General features: G+C 64.4%; 22 protein-coding genes. 18 read left to right on the forward strand and 4 right to left on the reverse strand.

The genetic code is table 11. The annotated features are described in order from the left end of the window. The 3 genes from G3574_RS07195 to xerD are packed head-to-tail and all read left to right on the forward strand — an operon-like array spanning window position 1 to window position 2,974. A complete protein-coding gene (locus G3574_RS07195) occupies window positions 1-1,500 on the forward strand; it encodes a tripartite tricarboxylate transporter permease (RefSeq protein ID WP_163961670.1) in 1,500 nt (499 codons plus the stop codon). A gap of 41 nt (window positions 1,501-1,541) precedes the next feature. Then, window positions 1,542-2,042, forward strand: coding sequence for a methylated-DNA--[protein]-cysteine S-methyltransferase (locus G3574_RS07200; protein ID WP_163961499.1), 501 nt, complete (start codon window positions 1,542-1,544; stop codon window positions 2,040-2,042). A 5-nt stretch (window positions 2,043-2,047) separates the two neighbouring features. After that, window positions 2,048-2,974: a site-specific tyrosine recombinase XerD gene (xerD, locus tag G3574_RS07205; protein ID WP_163961501.1), complete on the forward strand. Its 927-nt coding sequence runs from the start codon at window positions 2,048-2,050 to the stop codon at window positions 2,972-2,974. Window positions 2,975-3,443: 469 nt separating this feature from the next. On the opposite strand, the gene phaP is transcribed toward xerD, so the two are convergent. Next, complete coding sequence (gene phaP / locus G3574_RS07210) at window positions 3,444-4,022, reverse strand: TIGR01841 family phasin (protein ID WP_163961503.1); 579 nt, start codon at window positions 4,020-4,022, stop codon at window positions 3,444-3,446. A 359-nt stretch (window positions 4,023-4,381) separates the two neighbouring features. Between phaP and ybaK the strand changes: the two genes are divergently transcribed. After that, complete coding sequence (gene ybaK, locus G3574_RS07215; protein WP_163961505.1) at window positions 4,382-4,873, forward strand: Cys-tRNA(Pro) deacylase; 492 nt, start codon at window positions 4,382-4,384, stop codon at window positions 4,871-4,873. 26 nt (window positions 4,874-4,899) lie between these two features. Next, window positions 4,900-5,505: a glycerol-3-phosphate 1-O-acyltransferase PlsY gene (gene plsY, locus G3574_RS07220; protein ID WP_163961507.1), complete on the forward strand. Its 606-nt coding sequence runs from the start codon at window positions 4,900-4,902 to the stop codon at window positions 5,503-5,505. Between the two features lie 58 nt (window positions 5,506-5,563). Here plsY and tsaD read toward each other — a convergent pair whose 3' ends face one another. Beyond that, complete coding sequence (gene tsaD / locus G3574_RS07225) at window positions 5,564-6,598, reverse strand: tRNA (adenosine(37)-N6)-threonylcarbamoyltransferase complex transferase subunit TsaD (protein ID WP_163961672.1); 1,035 nt, start codon at window positions 6,596-6,598, stop codon at window positions 5,564-5,566. Window positions 6,599-6,741: 143 nt separating this feature from the next. Here tsaD and G3574_RS07230 point away from each other — a divergent pair, with 143 nt between their 5' ends. The 4 genes from G3574_RS07230 to G3574_RS07245 all read left to right on the forward strand — a co-directional run bounded on the left by G3574_RS07230 (window position 6,742) and on the right by G3574_RS07245 (window position 10,671). Then, window positions 6,742-7,365 carry an ANTAR domain-containing response regulator gene (locus tag G3574_RS07230; protein ID WP_163961510.1) on the forward strand — a complete coding sequence of 208 codons (624 nt, stop codon included), beginning with the start codon at window positions 6,742-6,744 and terminating at the stop codon, window positions 7,363-7,365. Window positions 7,366-7,649: 284 nt separating this feature from the next. Further along, window positions 7,650-8,894 carry a CmpA/NrtA family ABC transporter substrate-binding protein gene (locus G3574_RS07235; RefSeq protein ID WP_407941647.1) on the forward strand — a complete coding sequence of 415 codons (1,245 nt, stop codon included), beginning with the start codon at window positions 7,650-7,652 and terminating at the stop codon, window positions 8,892-8,894. A gap of 12 nt (window positions 8,895-8,906) precedes the next feature. Next, window positions 8,907-9,809 (forward strand): nitrate ABC transporter permease, encoded by a 903-nt coding sequence (gene ntrB, locus G3574_RS07240; protein WP_163961514.1) that lies wholly within the window; start codon window positions 8,907-8,909, stop codon window positions 9,807-9,809. A 52-nt stretch (window positions 9,810-9,861) separates the two neighbouring features. Further along, window positions 9,862-10,671, forward strand: coding sequence for an ABC transporter ATP-binding protein (locus G3574_RS07245; RefSeq protein ID WP_163961516.1), 810 nt, complete (start codon window positions 9,862-9,864; stop codon window positions 10,669-10,671). Between the two features lie 44 nt (window positions 10,672-10,715). Here the strand turns inward: G3574_RS07245 and G3574_RS07250 are convergent, their stop codons facing one another. Continuing rightward, window positions 10,716-12,419, reverse strand: a complete 1,704-nt coding sequence (locus G3574_RS07250) for a bifunctional protein-serine/threonine kinase/phosphatase (RefSeq protein ID WP_163961518.1) — start codon at window positions 12,417-12,419, stop codon at window positions 10,716-10,718. Between the two features lie 99 nt (window positions 12,420-12,518). Next, window positions 12,519-13,733 carry a nitrate/nitrite transporter gene (locus tag G3574_RS07255; RefSeq protein ID WP_163961521.1) on the reverse strand — a complete coding sequence of 405 codons (1,215 nt, stop codon included), beginning with the start codon at window positions 13,731-13,733 and terminating at the stop codon, window positions 12,519-12,521. A 309-nt stretch (window positions 13,734-14,042) separates the two neighbouring features. On the opposite strand from G3574_RS07255, the gene nirB reads away from it, so the two are divergent. From nirB to G3574_RS07295, 9 genes are all read left to right on the forward strand, one after another. Then, complete coding sequence (gene nirB / locus G3574_RS07260; protein WP_163961522.1) at window positions 14,043-16,481, forward strand: nitrite reductase large subunit NirB; 2,439 nt, start codon at window positions 14,043-14,045, stop codon at window positions 16,479-16,481. A gap of 86 nt (window positions 16,482-16,567) precedes the next feature. After that, window positions 16,568-16,690, forward strand: coding sequence for a hypothetical protein (locus G3574_RS28650; RefSeq protein WP_268958867.1), 123 nt, complete (start codon window positions 16,568-16,570; stop codon window positions 16,688-16,690). Between the two features lie 12 nt (window positions 16,691-16,702). Continuing rightward, the gene (gene nirD, locus G3574_RS07265) at window positions 16,703-17,074 is read left to right on the forward strand and encodes a nitrite reductase small subunit NirD (protein WP_163961524.1); all 372 of its coding nucleotides are present in this window, start codon (window positions 16,703-16,705) and stop codon (window positions 17,072-17,074) included. Continuing rightward, window positions 17,071-19,854 carry a nitrate reductase gene (locus G3574_RS07270; protein ID WP_205609689.1) on the forward strand — a complete coding sequence of 928 codons (2,784 nt, stop codon included), beginning with the start codon at window positions 17,071-17,073 and terminating at the stop codon, window positions 19,852-19,854. Before nirD ends, G3574_RS07270 begins: the two co-directional genes overlap by 4 nt. Window positions 19,855-19,943: 89 nt before the next feature. Continuing rightward, complete coding sequence (gene ybiB / locus G3574_RS07275) at window positions 19,944-20,951, forward strand: DNA-binding protein YbiB (protein WP_163961526.1); 1,008 nt, start codon at window positions 19,944-19,946, stop codon at window positions 20,949-20,951. Beyond that, window positions 20,917-21,711 carry a uroporphyrinogen-III C-methyltransferase gene (gene cobA / locus G3574_RS07280; RefSeq protein WP_163961528.1) on the forward strand — a complete coding sequence of 265 codons (795 nt, stop codon included), beginning with the start codon at window positions 20,917-20,919 and terminating at the stop codon, window positions 21,709-21,711. Before ybiB ends, cobA begins: the two co-directional genes overlap by 35 nt. 158 nt (window positions 21,712-21,869) lie before the next feature. After that, window positions 21,870-23,063, forward strand: coding sequence for a BaiN/RdsA family NAD(P)/FAD-dependent oxidoreductase (locus G3574_RS07285; RefSeq protein ID WP_163961530.1), 1,194 nt, complete (start codon window positions 21,870-21,872; stop codon window positions 23,061-23,063). 101 nt (window positions 23,064-23,164) lie between these two features. After that, window positions 23,165-23,377 (forward strand): 30S ribosomal protein S21, encoded by a 213-nt coding sequence (gene rpsU / locus G3574_RS07290; RefSeq protein ID WP_005665410.1) that lies wholly within the window; start codon window positions 23,165-23,167, stop codon window positions 23,375-23,377. Window positions 23,378-23,499: 122 nt separating this feature from the next. Next, window positions 23,500-23,949 carry a GatB/YqeY domain-containing protein gene (locus G3574_RS07295; RefSeq protein WP_163961532.1) on the forward strand — a complete coding sequence of 150 codons (450 nt, stop codon included), beginning with the start codon at window positions 23,500-23,502 and terminating at the stop codon, window positions 23,947-23,949. Window positions 23,950-24,068 lie beyond the last annotated feature (119 nt).

The following is a 24,068-nucleotide window of genomic DNA, read 5'->3' on the forward strand; positions in this document are numbered from 1 at the left end:
ATGGACATCTTCGGAAATCTGGCGCTCGGCTTTTCCACCGCGCTGTCGCTCAGCAACCTGTTGTACTGCCTGATCGGCGTCTTCCTCGGCACCGCCATCGGCGTGCTGCCCGGCCTCGGCCCGGTGGCGACCATCGCCATGCTGCTGCCCGCCACCTTCTCGTTGCCGCCGATCTCGTCGCTGATCATGTTGTCCGGCATTTACTACGGCGCGCAATACGGCGGTTCCACCACCGCCATCCTGGTCAACCTTCCCGGCGAATCGTCTTCCGTCGTCACCGCGCTGGACGGCTATCAGCTTGCGCGACAGGGACATGCCGGCAAGGCACTGGCCACGGCCGCCATCGGTTCTTTTTTCGCCGGCACGGTGTCCACCTTCCTGCTCGCGCTGTTCGCGCCGCCGCTGGCCGAGGTTGCCCTCAAGTTCGGACCGGCGGAATATTTTTCCCTGATGGTGCTGGGACTGGTGGCCTCGGTCGTGCTGGCCCACGGGTCGCTGCTGCGCGCGCTCGGCATGATCCTGCTTGGCCTGCTCCTCGGCCTCGTCGGCACCGACGTCAATTCCGGGGCGCAGCGCTATTCCTTCGGCGTGCCGGAACTCGCGGACGGCATCAACTTCGTGGTGGTCGCCATGGGCATGTTCGGCCTGGGGGAGATCATCAACAACCTCGAGCAGGAGGAAACCCGCTCGATCATGATCAAGAAGGTGTCCGGCCTCATGCCCGACCGGGAGGACTGGAAACGCATCATCTGGCCCATCCTGCGCGGCACCGGCCTTGGATCGGTGCTCGGCATCCTGCCCGGCGGCGGCGCCATGCTGGCTTCCTTCGCCGCCTACTCGCTCGAGAAGAAGGTGTCTCCCAACGCGGCGCAATTCGGCAAGGGCGCGATCGAAGGCGTGGCCGCGCCGGAATCCGCCAACAACGCCGGCGCCCAGACCTCCTTCATTCCCATGCTGACGCTGGGCGTTCCCTCCAACCCGGTCATGGCGCTCATGATCGGCGCGCTCGTGATCCAGGGCATACAGCCGGGGCCGTCCGTCATGACCGAGCAGCCGGCCTTGTTTTGGGGGGTGATCGCCTCGATGTGGATCGGCAACCTGTTCCTCGTCATCCTGAACCTGCCGCTGATCGGCATCTGGGTGCGCATGATCATGGTGCCTTACCACTTCCTGTTCCCGGGCATCCTGGTGTTCTGCGCCATCGGCGTCTTCAGCCTGAGCAACGCCACCTTCGACGTCTACCTCATGGCGCTGTTCGGCCTGTTCGGCTACATCTGCGCCAAGCTCGACTGCGAGCCGGCGCCGATGCTGCTCGCCTTCATCATCGGTCCCATGATGGAAGAGTACCTGCGCCGCGCGCTGCTGCTGTCGCGCAGCGATCCGATGGTGTTCCTGCAACGCCCGATCAGCGCGAGCATGCTTGCCCTGGCCGCGGGTGCGCTGCTGGTAGTGCTGCTGCCATCGTTGCGTAAAAAGCGCGAAGAGGCCTTCGAGGAATAACGCGGCTTGGATTGCGCGGCCGGATTGTTTATCCTGAGAACATGAATCCCAAGAAAGCCTCCGACATCTTCAGCGCCATCGTGCCCGCGCCCTTCGGCGCCATGGGCATCCGCGTCGGCGAGGGCCTGCTGCGCGAACTGGTGTACCTGCCGCCCGAGTTCGACGAAAAGGCCCCGGCCGATGCCGTTTCCGAACAGGCCGCGTCCCAGATCGCCCGTTACCTCGACGAACCCGATTTCCGCTTCAGCCTGCCGCTGTCGCCGGCCGGCACCGATTTCCAGCGCCGCGTATGGAGCGCGATTTCGGCCATCCCGCGCGGCGAGGTGCTGACCTACGGCCAGGTCGCGAAACTGATCCGCTCCGCGCCGCGCGCGGTCGGGCAAGCCTGCGGCGCGAACTGGTTTCCGCTGGTGATTCCTTGCCATCGGGTGACCGCGAGCGGCGGCCTCGGCGGCTTTTCCAATCATGACGATGCCAGCGGCTTCCACCTCGGGGTCAAGCGCTGGCTGCTCGCGCACGAAGGCGTGCCCGGCTACCGCTGAAGACCATGCCACGCACCGCACGCAAGCCGGCCGCCGAAGCCGGGGCCAGCCAGCCGGCCATCGACGAGTTTTGCGACACGCTCTGGCTGGAAGATGGGCTGTCGAAGAACACGCTCGAGGCCTACCGCCGCGACATGACGCTGTTCGCCGCCTGGCTGGGCGAGCAGGGCGGCAAGACGCTCTACGACGTGCAGCCATCCGACCTGAACGGTTATTTCGCCGCGCGCCACGCCGTCACCAAGGCGACCTCGGCCAACCGCCGCCTGGCGGTACTCAAGCGCTTCTACCAGCTCGCGTTGCGGCAGAACCGTGTCAGCGCCGATCCTTGCCTGAAGCTCAAGTCGGCGAAGCAGCCGCCGCGCCTGCCCAAGACCCTGAGCGAAACCCAGGTCGAGGCCTTGCTCACCGCGCCCGACACCGGCACGCCGCTCGGCCTGCGCGATCGCACCATGCTGGAGCTGATGTACGCCAGCGGGCTGCGCGTGTCCGAACTGGTGGGCTTGAAGTCCCTGGAACTGGGCATGAACGAGGGAGTGCTGCGCATCACCGGCAAGGGCGCGAAGACGCGCCTCGTGCCCTTCGGCGAGGAAGCCCGCGGCTGGATAGAGCGTTACCTCAAGGAAGCGCGGCACCTGATCCTGCAGGGGCAGCTCGACGATGCCTTGTTCGTCACCGCGCGCGGCGGCCCCATGACGCGGCAGATGTTCTGGACGCTCATCAAGAAGTACGCGCTGCAGGCAGGCGTGCGTGCGCCGCTCTCGCCTCACACGCTGCGCCATGCCTTCGCCACCCACCTGCTCAACCATGGTGCGGACTTGCGAGTGGTGCAACTATTGCTTGGACATGCAGACATCTCGACCACCCAAATCTATACCCATGTTGCGCGCGAACGACTCAAGAAGCTGCACGCGGAGCACCATCCCCGCGGATGAATGAAGGTTTCAAGGAAGGTTTGCGCGGCTTGTACACATTCATTGTGGCCAAGCCTGTGGATAAGCACTGGAAAGTTTGCATATCGCAATGATTTTGAACGGGAAATTCGTCTTGATCAAAATCAAGGCATCATTACCTTGCTGTTCGTCAATTTGAAGCGGGGTTGCTGCGTTAGAGTGAAATCGTTGTCAGGGAGATTGTCATGGAATTGATTCGTACACTTTCTTATATCGCCATCGTCGTCGCCACGTTCGCTGCCACGTATATCGTCAGCAGCCTCTGATTCGCGGCGATCGCGCCCTGGAGCGCCGGTCGGCAAACCAAGGACGCCAGAACCCTCTCCCCGCCGGAACGGCGGGGACACGCCAGGGATGTGCCTCGCGAACGCGAGGCCCCGCCCGCTGCGTCCGGGACGCAGATACAAAAAAGGCCGCTTGATAGCGGCCTTTTTCAATGCGGGCGGAAAGCTTACTTGCGGGTGCGGGCGGTGCCGGCGGCGCTGGCTGTCTTTTCGGCGGCCTGGGAGAACTGGCTCACCGCGTTGTTGATGTTGGCTTCGACGACCTCGGCAGCCTGCTTGGTCGCCTTGCTGAACTGCTCGTAGCCGGCGTTGGCGTTGCCGATCGCGGACTTGACGATGGCGATCACGTTTTCGGAACCGGCGGGCGCGTTCTTCGCAGCGTCATCGACCATGGCGGTAACCTTGCGGCTGTTCTCGGCGAACTGCTCTTCGGCCACGCGGGTCAGTTCGGTCTGCGCGCTGTTGGCGATGCTCGCAAGCTGGCGGCCATAAGCGATGGCGCGGGCGGCGACGGGCTGGGCCTGGGCGGCGGTCAGGGTGACGAATTCCTGCGGGTCCTTGGCGGCCAGCAACTGGCGGGTGGCGGCGGCGTACTCCTCCAGGGAGGCCTTGCTGGCGTTGATGTTAAGGCCGACGATCTGCTCGAAGGCTTCGACGGACTTGGTGCTCAGCGTGGTGAACGCGGCGAGCTGGGCTTCGAGGTTGGCTTTGGCGACGGTGGCGAATTGTTCGGGCGTGGTGAACATGGCTTTCTCCTTGGAGGTTCGGTAAATGGTTTCTCGCGTACGCATTGTGCGCTGCAACAATTCTTATTCTAAGGGCGGTCGATCCGAAATCAAGAGGCTTTTTGTGCGACGCACAAAATATTTTTCTGAATGCCGCCTCGAAAAATTGCTCGACGGATATTTTGTGCGAGCGCAGCAAACAGCGTTGTACCACACGCGATCGAGGTCCCACTTTGTCCATTCCTGCAAAGGGAAAGTTCATTGATCCATCTCAAATCGCATTGCACCATTGGCAACGGCTTTCCTTACTTTGGAACAACGATGGATTTGCAGCCATCACCAACTTCTGCATAATGTGGCCACTCGAGAGAAGAACGCGCATGGCCAAGAAAGAACACGTTTCCGAAACACCCGCCACGCAGTTCCTGCGCAAGCATGGCGTGGCATTTACCGAACATCTCTATGAGTACGAAGAGCATGGCGGGACGGCCGTATCGGCCCGCGAGCTTGGCGTCGACGAGCACCATGTCGTCAAGACCCTCGTCATGCAGGACGAGGCTGCGAAACCGCTGATCGTGCTGATGCACGGCGACCGCAAGGTATCCACCAAGAACCTGGCGCGCCAGACCGGCCGGAAGTCGGTCGAGCCCTGCAAGCCGGAGGTGGCAAGCCGCCATTCCGGCTACCTCGTCGGCGGCACCTCGCCCTTCGGCACCCGCAAGGCGATGCCGGTTTACGTCGAGGAGACAGTGCTTGCGCTCGACAAGATCTATATCAACGGCGGCCGCCGCGGCTATCTCGTCGGCATCGTCCCGGGCGTCCTGACCACGCTGCTGTCCGCCGCGCCGGTCCGCTGCGCGCTCGACGACTGACCCCGCCTACAACCCCCCAGGAAAACATGAATACTTTGTTGATCACCCTCGCGGCGTATCTGATCGGATCCATCTCCTTCGCCGTCGTGGTGACCAGGCTGCTCGGCATGGCCGACCCGCGCACCTATGGCTCGAAGAATCCCGGCGCCACGAATGTCCTGCGCAGCGGCAACAAAGCCGCCGCCGCCCTGACGCTGCTCGGCGATGCCCTCAAGGGACTCGTTCCGGTGTGGTGGGTCCAGCAATACGGCATGGACTACGGCATCGGCGACAATGGCGTGGCGCTGGTGGCGCTGGCCGTCTTCATCGGCCACCTGTGGCCGGTGTTTTTCCGCTTCGTCGGCGGCAAGGGCGTGGCGACGGCGCTCGGCGTGCTCATCGGCCTCAATGGCTGGCTCGGCCTGGCCACCCTCGTCACCTGGCTGGTGATCGCCTATGCATTCCGCTACTCCTCGCTGGCGGCCCTGGTTGCCGCCGTGTTCGCGCCTTTCTATTACGGCCTGCTGTTCGGCACGGACATCAAGCTGCTTGCCGTGCTCGTCATGAGCGGCCTGCTCGTCTACCGCCACAGGAAAAACATCGCCAACCTCATCGCGGGCAAGGAAAGCCGCATCGGCAGCAAGAAGAAATGAGGTCCTGGCGGACCGAGCCTTTCAATCCACCAAGTCCCCCAAAGTCCGCCAAGTCCGTTCAGCCCGCTCCGGCCGTCAGCTCATCCAGCGGCCAGCGCGGCCGCACGTTGAAGCCGTAGTCGCGCTGCGCTGCCTGCGGATCGATCTGCAGGCGCATGGCGCCGGCGAAGGCGATCATCGCGCCATTGTCGGTGCAGAATTCCAGCTCCGGGTAGTACACCTTGAAGCCGCGCCGCGACGCCGCCTCGTTCAGCGCCGCACGCAGTTGCCGGTTGGCGCCGACGCCGCCGGCGATCACCAGCCGCTTCAGCCCGGTCTGCTTCAGCGCGGCGAGGCATTTCGCCACCAGCACCTCGACGATCGCATCGACGAAGGCCCGCGCCACGTTGGCCTTGTCCTGCTCGCAGATGTTCGCGATCTGGTTGTGTACCAGCGTCAGCACGGCCGTCTTCAGGCCTGAGAAACTGAAATTGAGATCCTTGGAATGCAGCATGGGGCGCGGCAGCTGGTAGACGCCGGGATCGCCGAATTCCGCCAGCCGGGAGATCGCCGGGCCGCCGGGGTAGCCCAGACCGAGCAGCTTGGCGGACTTGTCGAAGGCCTCGCCCGCCGCGTCGTCGAGCGTTTCGCCGAGCAGCGCGTAACGGCCGACGCCGTCCACCCGCATCAGTTGCGTATGGCCGCCCGAGATCAGCAGTGCCACGAAGGGGAACGCCGGCGGGTCGGTGGCCAGCAGCGGCGACAGCAGGTGCCCCTCGAGGTGATGCACGCCGAGCACCGGCTTGTCCAGCGCCAATCCGAGTCCGCATGCCACCGACGCGCCGACCAGCAGCGCGCCCGCCAGTCCGGGGCCCTGGGTATAGGCGATCGCGTCGATGGCCGAACCCTCGACGCCGCCCTTGCCCAGCACCTGTTCCAGAAGGGGAATGGCGCGCCGGATATGGTCGCGCGAGGCCAGTTCCGGCACCACGCCGCCATATTCTTCATGCATCGCCACCTGGGAGTGGAGAGCATGGGAAAGGAGGCCGCGTTGCGTATCGTATAACGCGAGGCCGGTTTCATCGCAGGAGGATTCGACGCCGAGGACGAGCATGGTGGGAGAGGAGTGCTGCCGGAAGATGGCAAGCTTCTTGCAAAGCGCCATTGTAAGCCAAAGCCCGCGCCGGGGTCGCCAAGCTGCATGCGGCTCTCGAAGGCGAGGGTAACGACCGGCTTCAACAACGAGAGAGACACACCATGACAGATTCCAGGCAGCTGAAGATCGTCGTCATCAATTCCCTTGTCGTGCCCGAGGGAGCGGATGAGGCGGCGCATATGCAGGCGGAGCGGGCGAGGGCGCTGCGCATCGGCCTGCTCGAAGGCGGCTACAACATCCTGGCGGCGCTGCCGCCGGATGCCGACCTCGAAAACCGGATCGCGGAACTGCAGCCCGACGTCATCATCGTCGACGAGCAGTCCGACGCCGCCCTCAAGAAAGTCGTTGCCGCCACCGCGGACGCGCGCCGTCCCATCGTCTGCTTCACCGAGGACGGCGACAAGGAAAAGATGCATGCCGCCATCGAGGCCGGCGTGTCCGCCTACGTGGTCGCCGGCCTCTCGGCCGAGCGCGTGAAGGCGGTGCTGGACGTGGCGATCGCCCGCTTCGAGGTCGACCAGAAGCTGCGCCACGAACTTTCCGAAACCAAGCTCAAGCTCGCCGAACGCAAGCTCATCGAACGCGCCAAGGGCTTGCTGATGGAGCGCCATCATTGCACCGAAGACGAGGCCTACCGCAAGCTGCGCCGCCTCGCCATGGACAAGAACCTCAAGCTTGCCGAGGTCGCGCAACGCATGATCGACGTCGCCGACCTGCTCATTTGAGCGCCCCGTTTCAATGCGCCGCACAAAACGGGTGCGGCAAACTAGCAGCAAGAGGATGAATCCGGATCAATGATGTGCAAATCCGCGAACGCGGGGTTGGCACATCAATTGCAGTCAGGACAGCAAGCGCCAACGATGGCGCACCGAAAGAATCAGTCGTTCCGGCCGACGCAGGCCGGGACGCGTTGGACAAAGGCGTCCGTGTCGCATGAGCTCGTCTCATGAGGCCGGACGCCTTTGTTTTTGCTCTTTTCGACATCAACGACGAGGAAAACATGTCTTCAATGAAAACGAACATGACCCGCCGCAGCATCATCAAGGCGGGCGCAGGCGCCGCAGCGGCTGCCGCCGGTGCGTTCGGCAGCCTTGCCACGGGAGGCGCATGGGCCGCCGGCTCCGACAAGCCGGAAAAGGAAGAAGTCAGGATCGGCTTCATCCCGCTGACCGATTGCGCGTCGGTCGTCATGGCATCGGTGCTGGGCTTCGACAAGAAGTACGGCGTCAAGATCATTCCGACCAAGGAAGCCTCGTGGGCCGGCGTGCGCGACAAGCTGGTCAATGGCGAACTCGACATGGCCCACGTGCTGTACGGCCTGATCTACGGCGTGCATCTCGGCGTCAGCGGCCCCAAGAAAGACATGGCCGTCCTCATGAACCTGAACCACAACGGACAGGCGATCACCCTGTCAAAGAAGCTTGCCGACAAGGGCGCCGTCGATGGCCCCAGCCTCGCCAAGCTCATGCAGACCGAGAAGCGCGAGTACACCTTCGCCCAGACCTTCCCGACCGGCACCCATGCGATGTGGATCTACTACTGGATGGCGAGCGCCGGCATCAATCCCTTCAAGGACGCCAAGGCGATCACCGTGCCGCCACCGCAGATGGTGGCCAACATGCGTGTCGGCAACATGGATGGATTCTGCGTCGGCGAGCCATGGGGCCATCGCGCCATCATGGATGGCATCGGCGTCACCGCCGTCACCACGCAGGACATCTGGAAGGATCATCCGGAAAAGACGCTCGGCACGACCGCCGACTTTGTCAGGAAGAACCCGAACACCTGCCGCGCGGTCATGATGGCGGTGCTCGAGGCCAGCCGCTGGATCGACGCCGGCCTGCAGAACAAGCTGAAGATGGCCGAGACGGTGGCCGACAAGTCCTATGTGAACACCGGCGTGGACGCGATCAACCAGCGCATCCTCGGGCGTTACCAGAACGGCATGGGCAAGACCTGGGACGATCCCAACCACATGAAGTTCTTCAACGACGGCAGCGTCAACTTTCCCTACCTCAGCGATGGCATGTGGTTCCTCACGCAGCACAAGCGCTGGGGCCTGCTGAAGGAACACCCCGACTACCTCGCGGTCGCGAAGCAGGTCAACCAGATCGACCTCTACAAGGACGTCGCTTCCGCCATGAAGATCAGCGTTCCCAGGGAAACGATGCGCTCCTCGAAGTTCATCGACGGCGTCGTCTGGGACGGCAAGGAACCGGCAAAGTACGCCGACAGCTTCAAGATCAAGGCATAAAGGAAAACCACCATGAGCGCAGTCATGAAAAACATCGCCGATCATGGCGCCGCGTCTGCGGAGCCTGCCATCGCGGCGGAAGGCAAGCGCCGCATCCGGGTGGGCGCCGACGCCCGGCCCGCCATGCGGAAATCGCCATTGCGGCCGTTGCTGCTGGGCGTGCTGCCGCCGGTGCTGGGCATCGCCTTCCTCGCCCTGGTGTGGCAGATCGTTTCACTCAAGACCACGAGCTTTCCCTCGCCGCTGATGACGCTGGAAGAAGCCATCCGCGTGTTCTCGGATCCGTTCTACCAGAAGGGACCGAACGACCAGGGCATCGGCTGGAACATCCTTTCCTCGCTCAAGCGCGTCGGCATGGGCTTCGGCCTGGCGGCGCTGGTCGGCATTCCGCTGGGCTTCATGATCGGCCGCTTCAAGTTCCTCGCCGGCATGTTCAATCCCATCGTCAGCCTGCTCAAGCCGGTGTCGCCGCTGGCCTGGCTGCCGATCGGCCTGCTCGTCTTCAAGGCCGCCAATCCCGCCGCCATCTGGGCGATCTTCATCTGCTCTATCTGGCCGATGATCATCAACACCGCGGTGGGCGTGCAGCGCGTGCCGCAGGACTACATGAACGTCGCGCGCGTGCTCAACCTGTCGGAATGGAAGATCGTCACCCGCATCCTCTTCCCTTCGGTGCTGCCCTACATGCTCACCGGCGTGCGCCTCGCCATCGGCACCGCCTGGCTGGTGATCGTTGCCGCCGAAATGCTGACCGGCGGCGTCGGGATCGGCTTCTGGGTCTGGGACGAGTGGAACAACCTCAACGTTCCCCACATCATCATCGCGATCGTCGTCATCGGCGTGGTCGGCTTGCTGCTGGAACAGGCGCTGGTCGCCCTCGCCCGGGCCTTCACCTACGAAGACGTGCGCAACTAGGCTCTCATCGCCGCGTACACGAACCAATCGCATGCAAGCAAAGGACAGAGTCATGGACACCGATAGCAAGTTCATCGAAGTACAGAATGCCGAAATGACGTTCAACACCAGGAAGGGCGTTTTCCACGCGCTGCGCGACATCAACCTGACGGTGAAGAAAGGCGAATTCATCACGCTGATCGGCCATTCCGGCTGCGGCAAGTCGACGCTGCTCAACCTGATCGCCGGCCTGCTGACCGCGACCGATGGCACGCTGCTCTGCGCCAACCGTGAAATCGCCGGACCATCGCCCGAACGCGCGGTGGTGTTCCAGAACCACTCGCTCCTGCCGTGGCTGACCTGCCATGAAAACGTCTACCTCGCGGTGGAGCGCGTCTTCGGCTCGAACGAATCCAAAGACCAGCTCAAGGCGCGCACCCGGGCGGCGCTGGCGCTGGTAGGCCTGGCCCATGCAGAGCACAAGCGGCCGCACGAGATTTCCGGCGGCATGAAGCAGCGGGTCGGCATCGCGCGCGCCCTGTCGATGGAGCCCAAGGTGCTGCTGATGGACGAACCCTTCGGCGCGCTCGATGCGCTCACCCGCGCCCACCTGCAGGATGAATTGCTCAAGATCGTCGCCAAGACGCATTCCACCGTGGTCATGGTGACCCACGACGTCGACGAGGCGGTCCTTCTCTCCGACCGCATCGTGATGATGACCAACGGGCCGGCCGCCACCATCGGCGACATCCTTGCTGTGCGGCTGCCGCGTCCGCGCGACCGCGTGGCATTGGCGGAAGATCCGCTCTATACCGAGTACCGCCGTTCGGTGCTGGAATTCCTGTACCACCGGCAGGCGCACCCGGCGAAGGAAGCGGCCTGAGCGGCAAGGATGTCCCAGAGGGCGCCGCCCTCCGGGAAGCGGGCTCAGCGCACCACGACGATGTAGAGCAGCAGGAGGTTGAGCACCACGGAAATGACCGCGACCGCGCGCCACAAGGCCACCGGGTCGCGCTTCGCGAGCGGCATCGCGCCGCGCGCGGGCATCGGGTTGCTTGCGCCGCGCTCCAGCGCGAGCTGGAATTCTTCCGCGGTTTCGAAACGGTCAGCCGGATCGCGCGCCACCGCTTTCAGCAAGACGTTTTCCAGCCACAGCGGCAGGTCGGGACGAAAACGGCTGGGCGGAACCGGCTCGCCGAAGCGGGGCCGCTGGAAGGGCTCGATCTCGCCATAGGGGAAGCGCCGCGTCAGCATGTTGTACAGCGTGACGCCGGTGGCATACAGGTCGGTCTGGCGCGACGGCGAGCCATTCTCGAACAGCTCCGGCGCGAGGAAGGACGGCGTGCCGGCCTGCGGCGCCTGCAGTTCCGACTTTTCCTCGAGGCCGGATTGCGCCACGCCCAGGTCCAGCAGCCGCAGTTCGCCGTCGGTTCCCATGTGCACGTTTGCCGGCTTGACGTCGCGGTGCAGGATGCTGCGCCGGTGCAGGGCCCCGACCGCCCGCACCAGACGCACGCCGTCGGTAATGATCTCCGGGATGGTGAAATGCCGGCCCGCATCCAGTCTTTGCTGCAGGTTCTGGCCCTCATGCCAGGTCGTCAGGTAATACAGGTAATTGCGCCGGTCCGGGGTGATCACCTGGGGAAAGAAGCGGGCCACCGCGCGCTTGGCCAGCCATTCCTCGTGCGCGAAGGCCGATCGTTCCTGCGGATCGCCGGAGCGGTCGGGCTGCAGGGTCTTGAGCACCAGCTGGCGCTGGCTGCGCGGATCGAAGACGCGATACAGCAGCGTCGCCTGCGAGGAATGGATCAGCTCCTCCACCTGGTAGCCGTCCAGTGACTGGCCCGGCTTGAGCCTCGGCGGCAAGGGCAACTGCTGCGAGACGGACAGCGCGTCGCGCAGGTTTTCTTCCGGCAGCGCGTCGATGCGCAGCATCAAGGCGCTGACGTTGTCCGACGAGCCGGCCCCGAGCGCGGCATCGACCAGCCGGCGCGACCCGTCATCGCAATTGCAGTTGCCGAGCGCCACGTCGGCCAGGCAGCGCACCACGTCGATTTCGCCGAGCGTCGCCCACACGCCGTCAGTCAGCAGCAGGAAGATATCCCGCTCCTGCAGTTCGCCCATGCCATGGTCGATGGCCAGCAGGGAATCGAGTCCGATGGCGCGCGTGAGCACATGCTGCATCTCCGGGCGGTCCCACACATGGTCGGTGGTGAGCTTGCTGAGGGCGCCGCCGCGGTAGAGGTAAAGCCGGGTGTCGCCGACGTGGGCGAAGTAATAGAACCGTCCGCGCAGCACGACGCTGGTAAGCGTGGTCGCCATGCCGGACAGCTCCGGCCGCACCGACCCCTGGCGCTGCACCCAGCTGTTGATCGCCTTGAGCACCTTGTCCATGGACTGCGTCACCGGCCAGGTTTCCGGCGTGGCGTAGTAGTCTGCCAGCAAGCCGCGCACGGTGTACTCGGACGCATCCCTTCCCCCGGCGTTGCCGGAAACGCCATCCGCAATGGCGGCGATCAGCCCCTTGCTGGAAAGCTCGGGCTCGTTAGGCGTGACCATGCCAACGAAGTCTTCGTTGCGTTCGCGCAGCCCGGCAGCGCTGGCATGGCCGACTGAGACGGTAAGGGACATGAAGTTCACGGGTGAATGCAGGGATTGTAGCGTCGCGCAAGACGAACGCCGTTCACGCGATGCATGAACGGCGTTACCGGAAGGGACAACAGGTGTCGGTCAGATCTTGGCCGAGGTCAGGGCGGCGCTGCCCCAGGTGGTACGCCAGCGGGTCTTCACCATGCTCAGACCGAGCAGGGCAAGGACGGCCAGCATGGCGAACAGGGTCAGGCCGAGCTGGTAGCTGCCCGTCACCTGCTTGGAATAGCCGAGGCTGGAGGCGAGGTAGAAGCCGCCGACGCCGCCGGCCATGCCGACCAGGCCCGTCATCACGCCGATCTCCTTGCGGAAACGCTGCGGCACCAGCTGGAACACCGCGCCGTTGCCGGTGCCCAGCGCCAGCATCGCGCAGACGAACACGACCACGGCCGCGGCCGCGGACTGCAGGCCGGTGCTGGCAATGAACAGGAACAGGGCAGCCAGCACGTACATCACCGACAGCGTCTTGATGCCGCCGATCCGGTCGGCGATGCGTCCGCCCATCGGCCGCACCAGCGAGCCGGCGAACACGCAGGCGGCGGTGAAGTAGCCTGCGGTGACTGGCGACAGGCCGTACTGCGAATTGAAGTAGATGGTCAGCGAAGAAGCGAGCCCGGAAAAGCCGCCGAAGGTGACGCTGTAGAAGAACATGAACCACCAGGCGTCGCGGTCCTTGAGCACATGCAGGTATTCCACCAGGGACTTGGGCGGCGGCGCGGACGGGGCGTCCTTGGCAAAGACCAGGTAGATGGCGAACGCGACGCCCAGCGGGATGAGGCACAGGCCGAAGACGTTCTGCCAGCCGAAGGCGATTGCGAGGGAAGGCGCGAACAGCGCCGCGAAGGCGGTGCCGGAGTTGCCGGCGCCGGCGATGCCGAGCGCCGTGCCCTGGTGTTCGGGCGGGTACCAGCGCGACGCAAGGGGCAGCGCGACCGCGAAGGCGGAGCCCGCAACGCCCAGCAGCACGCCGAGCGCGAGCATGGTGTCGTAGGACTTGAGCGTGCCCAGCCAGGCCCAGGCGAGGCCGGCCATGACGATGACCTGCCCGATGGCGCCTGCCTTCTTGGGCTTCAGGTGATCCACCAGCACGCCCATCACGATGCGCAGCAGCGCCCCCGCCAGCAAGGGAGTCGCTACCATCAAGCCCTTCTGCGCGGGGCTTAGGCCGATGTCCTTGGAGATCTGCACGGCCAGCGGGCCGAGCAGCACCCACACCATGAAGCTGAGATCGAAGTAGAAGAAGGAAGCGAGGAGGGTCGGGGTATGGCCCGCCTTCCAGAACGACGTCGTTTGCATTGATGCTCCTTTGCACCGGGGATGGATTTGCGCTTGCCTGATGCAATCGCTATGCCACGGTGAAATCGCCGTATTTCGCGGTGTCTTCAATGGCGACCGGCCATGAATTGCACCATGGCGCGCACCAATCCCGCCGCTTCCATCGAACCGCGGCAAGGTTTTGCACCGCTGCAGTGCACAAATCGTCCTCCGCCCGGATCTTTTCCCCGCAAATCGCGTGGCACCGCTTTTGCTAAGACAGCAGGGAACACTCTTTTCACCAGGCTTCAATGGCGAAGCTGTTGTGCTCTGAACGCTGGAGGCGCTTTAATGAAGAAGCTCAAGTTGGTCATGGTTGGCAATGGAATGGCAGGCGTGCGCACGCTCGAGGAGCTGATCAAGCTCGCTCCCGACGTGTATGACATCACCGTCTTCGGCGCCGAACCGTATGCGAACTACAACCGCATCCTGCTGTCGCCCGTGCTGGCAGGCGAGCAGACCATCAAGGACATCATGCTCAACGATGTCGATTGGTATGAGCAGAACAACATCACGCTTTATCTCGGCAAGAAGATCGTGCGCATCGACCGCGTGAAGCGCCAGGTCGTTGCCGACGATGGCGTCGTTGCCGAATACGACCGGCTGCTGCTGGCCACCGGCTCGAATCCCTTCATCCTTCCCGTGCCCGGCAAGGAGCTCGATGGCGTGATCTCCTACCGCGACATCCAGGACACCAATGCCATGATCGACGCGGCCGGGCGCCACAAGCATGCGGTCGTGATCGGCGGCGGCCTGCTCGGCCTGGAAGCGGCCAACGGCCTCAAGCTGCGCGGGATGGACGTCACCGTCGTGCACCTGCCTGCCTGGCTGATGGAGCGCCAGCTCGACCCGACGGCCGGCAGAATGCTGCAGCAGTCGCTCGAAGACCGCGGCCTGAAATTCCTGCTCGACAAGAACACCAGGGAACTGGTCGGCGACGAGCAGGGCCGCGTGAAGGCGATCCGCTTCACCGACGGACTGGAAGTGCCCGCCGAGCTGGTGGTCATGGCGGTCGGCATCCGTCCCAACACCACGCTGGCCGAATCGGCCGGCCTGTACTGCAACCGCGGCATCGTGGTCAACGACACCATGCAGACCTACGACCCGCGCATCTACGCGGTGGGCGAGTGCGTCAATCACCGCGGCACCGCCTACGGGCTGGTCGCGCCCCTGTTCGAGATGGCGCGGGTTTGCGCGAACCATCTCGCGAACTTCGGCATCGGGCGCTACCAGGGATCGGTGACGTCCACCAAGCTGAAGGTGACCGGCATCGACCTGTTCTCCGCCGGCGAATTCATGGGCGGCGAAGGCACCGAGGAAATCGTGCTGTCCGATCCCATCGGCGGCGTGTACAAGAAGCTCGTCATCAAGGAAGACAAGCTGGTGGGCGCCTGCCTCTATGGCGACACCGTGGACGGCAGCTGGTACTTCAAGCTGCTGCGCGAAGGCCGGAACATCAGCGAGATCCGCGATTCGCTGATGTTCGGCGAGTCCAATACCGGCCGTCCCGGCGACACCGGCCACGAAGGCTTCACCAAGGCCGCCGCCATGCCCGACGAAGCGGAAGTGTGCGGCTGCAACGGCGTCTGCAAGGGCAACATCGTCAAGGCGATCAAGGAAAAGGGGCTATTCACCCTGGAGGACGTGCGCAAGCACACCAAGGCATCCGCTTCCTGCGGGTCCTGCACCGGCCTGGTGGAACAGATCATCATGGCCACCGCCGGCGGCGACTATTCTTCGTCCGCCAAGGCCAAGCCCTTGTGCGCCTGCACCGACCATACCCACCAGCAGGTGCGCGACGCCATCAAGGTCAACAAGCTCCTGACGATCGCGGACACGATGCGCTTCATGGAATGGCGCACGCCGAACGGCTGCCATACCTGCCGGCCGGCGATCAACTACTACCTGATTTCCACCTGGCCGCACGAGGCCAAGGATGATCCGCAGTCCCGCTTCATCAACGAGCGCGCGCACGCGAACATCCAGAAGGACGGCACGTATTCCGTGATTCCGCGTATGTGGGGCGGCGAAACCACGGCCGGCGACCTGCGCAAGATCGCCGACGTGGTCGACAAGTACAAGATCCCCACCGTCAAGGTGACCGGCGGCCAGCGCATCGACCTGCTGGGCGTGAAGAAGGAAGACCTGCCCGCCGTCTGGAAGGATCTCGACATGCCCTGCGGCCACGCCTATGCCAAGGCGCTGCGCACGGTGAAGACCTGCGTCGGCTCGGAATGGTGCCGCTTCGGCACCCAGGATTCGACCCGGATGGGGCAGGAGCTCGAGCGTGCGCTCTGGAAGATGTACGCGCCCCACAAGGTGAAGATTGCCGTTTCCGGGTGCCCGCGCAATTGCGCCGAGTCCGGCATCAAGGACGTCGGCGTGATCGGGGTGGATTCCGGCTGGGAAATCTATGTCGGCGGCAACGGCGGCATCAAGACCGAAGTGGCGCACTTTTTTGTCAAGGTGAAGTCCCACGAGGAAGTCCTGGAATATTCCGGGGCTTTCCTGCAACTCTACCGGGAAGAAGGCTGGTACCTTGAGCGCACCGTGCATTACCTCGCGCGAGTCGGGCTAGACTATGTAAAGAAACAGATCCTGGAAAACGCGGAAAACCGCAAGGCCTTGTACGAACGCCTGCTGTTCTCGCTCGATGGCGAACCCGATCCCTGGCACGAAAAGGCCAAGGCCCTGGTCGATGAGCGCCAGTTCGAGCCGTTGAACATCTGAGCAGAACGCGCCTCCCCGCGAGGGGAGGCAACCAGAACGATGCCGCGCGGTTCCGTCAACTTCAATCGAACTTGAAAGGAACGACCATGAGAATCTATCTGACCGCCATCGTGCTGACCGTTGCCGCCACCGCCGTCATCCTCAGCACCTGCATCGGAAACTCATCGACCACCCGGGCCGCGCCGGTGAAAGTCATGCAACTCATGTAAAGGAAGCCACACATGTCGCAACAGTGGAAAGCCGTCTGCAACGTCGCAGACATCCCCGTGCTCGGCGCGCGGGTCGTCAAGCGGGCGCAGAAGCCTGACGTGGCGATTTTCCGTAACGGCGAAGACAAGATATTCGCGCTCCTCGACCGCTGCCCGCACAAGGGCGGACCACTGTCCCAAGGCATCGTATTCGGCGAAAAGGTCGCCTGTCCGCTGCATAACTGGAACATCCAGCTCGATTCCGGCTGCGCCACCGCGCCCGACGAAGGCTGCACCCAGACCTTCAGCGTCAGGGTGGACGACGGCCAGGTTTTCCTCGATGTCAACGAACTCGATGCGCTGCCCGGCGTGAACCCGGCAACGACGGAAACAGAGGCGGCATGAATGGTTTGCGTGAATCCAAGGCCACCTGTTGTTATTGCGGAGTAGGTTGCGGCGTCATCGTCGAAACCGACGGCCAGCGCGTCACCGGCGTGCGCGGCGATCCGGACCACCCCGCCAACTTCGGCCGGCTTTGCACCAAGGGCAGCACCCTCCACCTGAGCGCCGATCCGCTCCTGCAGCAGCAGGCGCGCGCCCTGCATCCCGAGATGCGCCTCCATCGCGGCGAACCCCGCGGACGCGCGAGCTGGGAAGAAACGAGCGGCCATCTGGCGGCGCGGATCACCGACACCGTGCGCAGGCACGGACCGGACAGCATCGGCTTCTACATCTCCGGGCAGCTCCTGACCGAAGACTATTACGTCTTCAACAAGCTGGCCAAGGGCCTGCTGGGCACCAACAACATCGACACCAATTCCCGGCTGTGCATGTCGAGCGCGGTCGCCGGCTACAAGCAGACCCTGGGCGCCGATGCGCCGCCAGCCTGCTATGAAGACATCGACCATGCCTCGCTGATCTTCATTGCCGGGTCGAACACCGCCTACGCCCATCCCATCCTGTATCGCCGGATCGAGGCGGCGCGCAAGCGCAATCCCGCCCTGAAGATGATCGTTGCCGATCCGCGGCGCACCGACACCGCGCGCGATGCCGACCTGCACCTGGCCATCCTGCCGGGCACCGACGTGGCGCTCTTCAACGGCATGCTGCACCTCTGCCTGTGGGAAGACCTGATCGACCAGGCCTACATCGATGCGCATACCGAGGGCTTCGCCGACCTGAAGCGCACGGTGCGCGACTACACGCCGAAATTCGTCGCCGATACCTGCGGCATCAGCGAAGACGACCTGGTCAAGGCCGCGCGCTGGTTCGGCGAGGCGCCTGCGGCGCTGTCGTTGTATTGCCAGGGCCTGAATCAGTCCAGTTCGGGCACGGCGAAGAATGCCGCGCTGATCAACCTGCACCTTGCCACCGGCCAGATCGGCAAGCCGGGCGCCGGGCCATTCTCGCTGACCGGGCAGCCGAACGCCATGGGCGGCCGCGAAGTCGGCGGATTGGCCAATCTTCTGTCCGGCCATCGCGACATGGCCAATCCCGGCCATCGCGCCGAGGTGGCGAAGCTGTGGGGCGTGGATGACGTGCCGGCCACCCCGGGCAAGACCGCGGTCGAAATGTTCGAGGCGGTGCGCAAGGGCGAGATCAAGATCCTCTGGATCGCCTGTACCAATCCTGCCCAATCCCTGCCAGACCAGAAGCTGGTGCAGGAAGCCTTGCAGAAGGCCGAGCTCGTCATCCTGCAGGAAGCCTACCGCACCACCGCGACGGCGCAATTCGCCGACGTGCTGCTGCCGGCCACGACCTGGGCCGAGAAGGAAGGCACGGTGACCAATTCCGAGCGGCGCATCACGCGCTTCAAGCCGGTGCTGCCACGGCCCGGCGAAACGCGGCACGATTGGGAAATCGCAGTCGACGTTGCGCGCCGCATCGAAGCTTTGCTTGGCCGGACCGGCACGCTGTTTCCCTACGCGGACGTCGAGCAGATCTGGAACGAACACCGCGAGAGCACGCGCGGCCGCGACCTCGACATCACCGGCCTGAGCTACCGCATCCTGGAAGAGCAGGGGCCGCAGCAGTGGCCCTTCCCCGAGGGCGCGACCGCCGGCCGGGCGCGCCTCTACGAGGACGGCGTCTTCCCCACGGCCAGCGGCAGGGCGAAGTTCGTGAACACGGTTTACCAGCCGGTGGCCGAGCCGGCCGATGCGCGCTATCCGTTCCGCCTCACCACCGGCCGCCTGCGCGACCAGTGGCACGGCATGAGCCGGACAGGCACCGTCGCCCAGCTGTTCTCGCATGCCGCCGAGCCGGCGGTGGTGATGGCCAGGCTCGACATGGACCGGCGCCTCATCCGGGACGGCGACCTGGTCCACGTGACCAGCCGCCGCGGTTCGCAGATCCTGCCTGCCATCGCGGGCGACGACATGCGCGCCGGGCAGGCCTTCGTTGCCATGCATTGGGGTGAGGAATACGTGTCGGGGCGCGGCGGCCATGGCGTCAATGCACTCACCACCTCCGCATTCTGCCCGAGCTCCAAGCAGCCCGAACTGAAGCACGCGGCAGTGAAGATCTTGAAGGCGGAACTGCCTTGGCGCTTCCTGGCGTTCGGCTGGGCCGCGCGCGACGAGGCGCTCAAGGTGCAGGCCGCCCTGCGGCCCTACATGCGCCATTTCGCCTATGGATCCTGCACCCTGTTCGGCAGGGAAAAGGTCGGCGTGCTGTTCCGCGCCGCCGATGATTATCCGGCGTCTCCCGAACTCCTGCGCGAGATCGAAACCCTGTTCCGGCTCGAAGGCGCGGACAGCGCCGGCGTGTTGCGCTACGACGATGCGCGGCGCGGCAATGCCCGCCACATCCGCGTCGAGGACGGCAGGCTCGCGGCCGTGTCCCTGGCCGGCGATACCTCGGCCGAGCACTGGCTCAAGGATTACCTGCAGGCCGAACAGCCGGTCGCCGCCCTGGGCCGCCTGCTGCTCGTGCCGTCGTCCAAGGCGCCGCAAGGATTCAAGCCGCGCGGACGCATCGTGTGCAACTGCTTCAACGTTGCCGAAACGCAGCTGTTCGATGCCCTCGACGGCAACGACTGGGCCAAGTGCAGCGAACCGGGCCAGGTCCTGGCCTCCTTGCAGCAGCAGCTCAAGTGCGGGTCGAATTGCGGTTCCTGCGTGCCGGAAATCAAGAAGATCATCGTCGAGCGCAGTCCTGCCGAGAAGGCTGCGAAGGCCGCCTGAAAGCCGGCAAGATGAGGCGAGGGGATCAGGCGAGAGGTTCAAGGCGAGAGGATTTCCTCTTCGCGCCCTAATCGGTGTACCCTCTCGCCATGAATGCAGAACGACTCGAAGCGTTTCCCGCGGCACGCTTCATCAAGGAAATCGGCCGGGGCAGGAAAGGGGCGCGCAGCATGTCGCGCGACGATGCGCGCCAACTGTATGCGGCGATGCTCGAAGGGCGCGTCTCCGACCTCGAGATGGGCGCGATCGTGCTCGCCATGCGCATCAAGGGCGAGTCGGTGGAAGAGATCGCCGGCTTCCTCGATGCCGCCGAAGCCGCCATCGACAAGCTGACTTCGCCGCCCGGTCCCTATGCGCCGGTCATCATCCCGAGCTACAACGGTTCGCGCAACGTTCCCAACCTGACGCCATTGCTGGCATCCTTGCTGGCCCGCGAAGGCGTGCCGGTGCTCATCCACGGCGTGTCAGCCGATCCGGGGCGGGTGACCACCGCGGAAATCCTGCAATGCATGGGAATCGGCCCGGCGACCGGTCACGACCAGGCGCATGGCGGCTTTGCGCGTCGTGCGCCGGTCTTCATGCCGATCGAGGTCCTTGCGCCGCGCCTGGCCGGACTGCTCGCGCTGCGCCGCGTGCTGGGCGTGCGCAACTCGACGCACACGCTGGTGAAGATGCTGCAGCCCTTCGACGGACCGGCGCTCCGGCTGACCTCGTACACGCATCCGGAATACCTCGAGATGCTGACTGCCTATTTCACGACCGCCGCGCCGGCGGAACGCGGCGATGCCTTCCTGATGCGAGGCACCGAGGGCGAGACCGTGGCCAATGCCAAGCGCGCGCAGCAGATCGAATGGTTTCATGCCGGAACGCGCACCGTGCTGGTGCAGAAGCAGGATCCGGTCGACGACTTGCCGCCATTGCCGCCCCAATCCGATGCATCCACGACCGCGCTCTGGATCCAATCCGCCCTCGAGGGCCGCGAACCGGTGCCTGCGCCCATCGCCGCGCAGGTGGAACACTGCTTGCATATATCGAAGCAACTCAGGCAAACGCAGGTGTTCCATGACGATTCACGACACACAGGGCAGGCACGGTAAGGTCACGCTGGTTGGCGCCGGGCCAGGAGACCCCGATCTTCTCACCGTCAAGGCGGTCAAGGCCATCGCGCAGGCTGACGTGCTGCTCGTGGACGACCTTGTCAATCCGGACATCCTCCAGCATGCCTCTCCCCAGGCGCGCACCATCCACGTGGGCAAGCGCGGCGGCTGCCAGTCGACGCCCCAGGAGTTTATCGAACGGCTGATGATCGCCGAGGCGCGCGCGGGCCATCGTGTAGTCAGGCTGAAGGGCGGCGATCCGTTCATCTTCGGACGCGGCGGCGAAGAACGCCAGCACCTGCGCGCGGAAGGGATCGACGTCGATGTGGTCAACGGCATCAGCAGCGGCCTTGCCGCTCCGACCGCCATCGGCGTGCCCCTGACGCATCGCGCCTGGAGCCAGGGCGCGGTCTTCGTCACCGGACACGGCAAGACGCCTGATGCCAATCCCGATTGGGCCACCCTCGCCACGCTGGGCATGACGCTGGTGATCTACATGGGTATCGCGCGCTGCGACGACATCCAGTCCGCGCTGCTGGCCGGCGGCATGCGGGCCGACATGCCGGTCGCGGTCGTGCGCTCGGCAACGACGGGCTCTCAGGCACAACTGCTGACGACCCTGCAGCACATGGCGCGGCACATTGCCGAGGCCGGTCTCGGCAGCCCAAGCATCATCGTGATCGGCGACGTGGTGCGCTGCGCCGACGCCGCCATCCTGGCCGATGACGAACCGATTCCGGAGGCCTGCGCCGCCGGATGAACGCCGCAGCAATTTTTTGATGTGAACCCAGGGAAGCTTTGGGGCCGTCGCCGACGGCCCTTTTTTTCGTCCGCGGGCCAGCGTTGGGCTTCGCCGCGCCGGGAAGGCCAGCCGCGCCTGGCATACAATCACGGCTTCCCTCAATCTTTCCTTTCCAGATGAATCACTTTGACGTCGCCGTGATCGGCGCCGGCGCGGCCGGCATGATGTGCGGCGCGGTCGCCGGCCAGCGTGGCCGCTCCGTGGTCATGATCGACCATGCGACTCGGCTCGCGGAAAAGATCCGCATTTCCGGCGGTGGCCGATGCAATTTCACCAACCTGCATGCCGGCCCGCAACACTTCGTATCTGAAAACCCGCACTTCTGCCGCAGCGCGCTTGCCAGGTACACGCCGCAGGACTTCCTCGGCCTCGTGAAGCGGCATCGCATCTCCTATCACGAGAAGCACAAGGGCCAGCTGTTCTGCGACCGCTCGGCCGAAGACATCATCGACATGCTCAAGGCGGAGTGCGGTCTTGGCAACGTGGCATGGCGCACGCCGTGCAAGGTGGAAGCCGTCGGCAAGGACGGCGAGCGGTTCCGTCTCGACACCAGCGAGGGCATCATTACCGCCAGCAATGTCGTCATTGCCAGCGGCGGCCTGTCGATTCCCAAGATCGGCGCGACCGACTTCGCCTTTCGCATCGCGAAGCAGTTCGGGCTGAAACTCGTCGAGCCACGCCCCGGCCTCGTTCCCCTGACCTTCGATGGCGCGGCCTGGGAGCCGTTCGCGCCGCTGTCCGGCATCGCGCTGGAAGTCGACATCGAGACCGGGCAGAAGAAGTCGCGCATGCAGTTCCGCGAAGATCTGCTGTTCACGCACCGCGGCTTGTCCGGGCCGGCCGTCCTGCAGATCTCGAGCTTCTGGCAGCCCGGGACGCCGCTCAGCGTGAACCTCGCGCCCGGCGAGGATGTGGGCGAAACCCTCATACAAGGTAAGGGCAGCTTGAAGAAAAACCTGGGCAACCTGCTGGCGCAATGGCTGCCGTCGCGACTGGCCGAAGGCCTGCTGCAGGCGAACGATCTGCAGGCGGGGGCAAGGATCGCCGACATGCCCGACAAGCAGCTGCGCCGGCTCGGCGATGCCATCAATCGCTGGAGCCTTGTGCCGAACGGGTCGGAAGGCTACCGGAAGGCCGAAGTCACTTGCGGCGGGATCGATACGCGGGAGCTGTCGCAGCAAAGCTTGATGGCAAGCAAGGTCCCGGGCCTGCATTTCATCGGCGAGGCCGTCGATGTCACCGGCTGGCTGGGCGGCTACAATTTCCAATGGGCGTGGGCCTCGGGCGTGGCCGCCGGCTTGGCGGTGTAGTAAGGCAATTCGGCGACATTGCGAAAAAGGGGTTTGCTTCGCTTGGGGTTGCTGCTACAATCGCGGTCTTTCCTTTTGAAACCCTACTTGGTTTAGCTTACATGACCACGATTCGCCTTAAAGAAAACGAGCCTTTCGAAGTTGCCATGCGTCGCTTCAAGCGCACCATTGAAAAGACCGGTCTGTTGACCGAACTGCGTGCGCGTGAGTTCTACGAGAAGCCGACTGCAGAGCGCAAGCGCAAGCTCGCTGCTGCCGTGAAGCGCCACTACAAGCGCATCCGCAGCCAGCAACTGCCGAAAAAGCTGTACTGATTCTTGGCGACCGCACTCCGCGTGCGGAAATTGAAACCCGCTCCGGAAGTAGCCGCAGCGGGTTTTGGCGTTTTTAGCCTGGCAAGCCATACTCCCCTGCATTCCCTCGGATTGGAGAAAAAATGAGCCTCAAAGAGCAGATCACCGAAGACATGAAGGCCGCGATGCGCGCCAAAGACAGCGCGAAACTGGGCACCATCCGCCTGCTGACGGCGGCAATGAAGCAGAAGGAAGTCGACGAGCGGATCGAACTCACCGATGCCCATGTCCTTGCCATCATCGACAAGATGATCAAGCAGCGCAAGGATTCCATCACGCAATTCGAGGCTGGCGGCCGCCAGGATCTTGCCGACCAGGAAAAGGCCGAGCTCGCCGTCCTGTCCGGCTACATGCCAGCCGGCCTGTCCGACGCGGAAATCCAGGCCGAAGTCCAGGCCGCCATTGCTGCCGCCGGCGCAGCGGGCCCGCAAGACATGGGCAAGGTCATGGCGATCCTCAAGCCCAAGCTTGCCGGCCGTGCCGACATGACCGCGGTGTCCGGACTCGTCAAGGCGGCGCTGGCGAAAGGCTGAAGGCAGGCTGGCCCGCGCCAGCATCCACTGGATGGACGGCCGGCGTTTAAAAACACGCTGCCGTCCCCACCTTCTGTACACGGGGCAGTTGTCTGCGCCGTTGATTCAGCCAGCGACAG

This window comes from Noviherbaspirillum galbum (assembly GCF_010974945.1).
Lineage (GTDB): Bacteria > Pseudomonadota > Gammaproteobacteria > Burkholderiales > Burkholderiaceae_D > Noviherbaspirillum > Noviherbaspirillum galbum.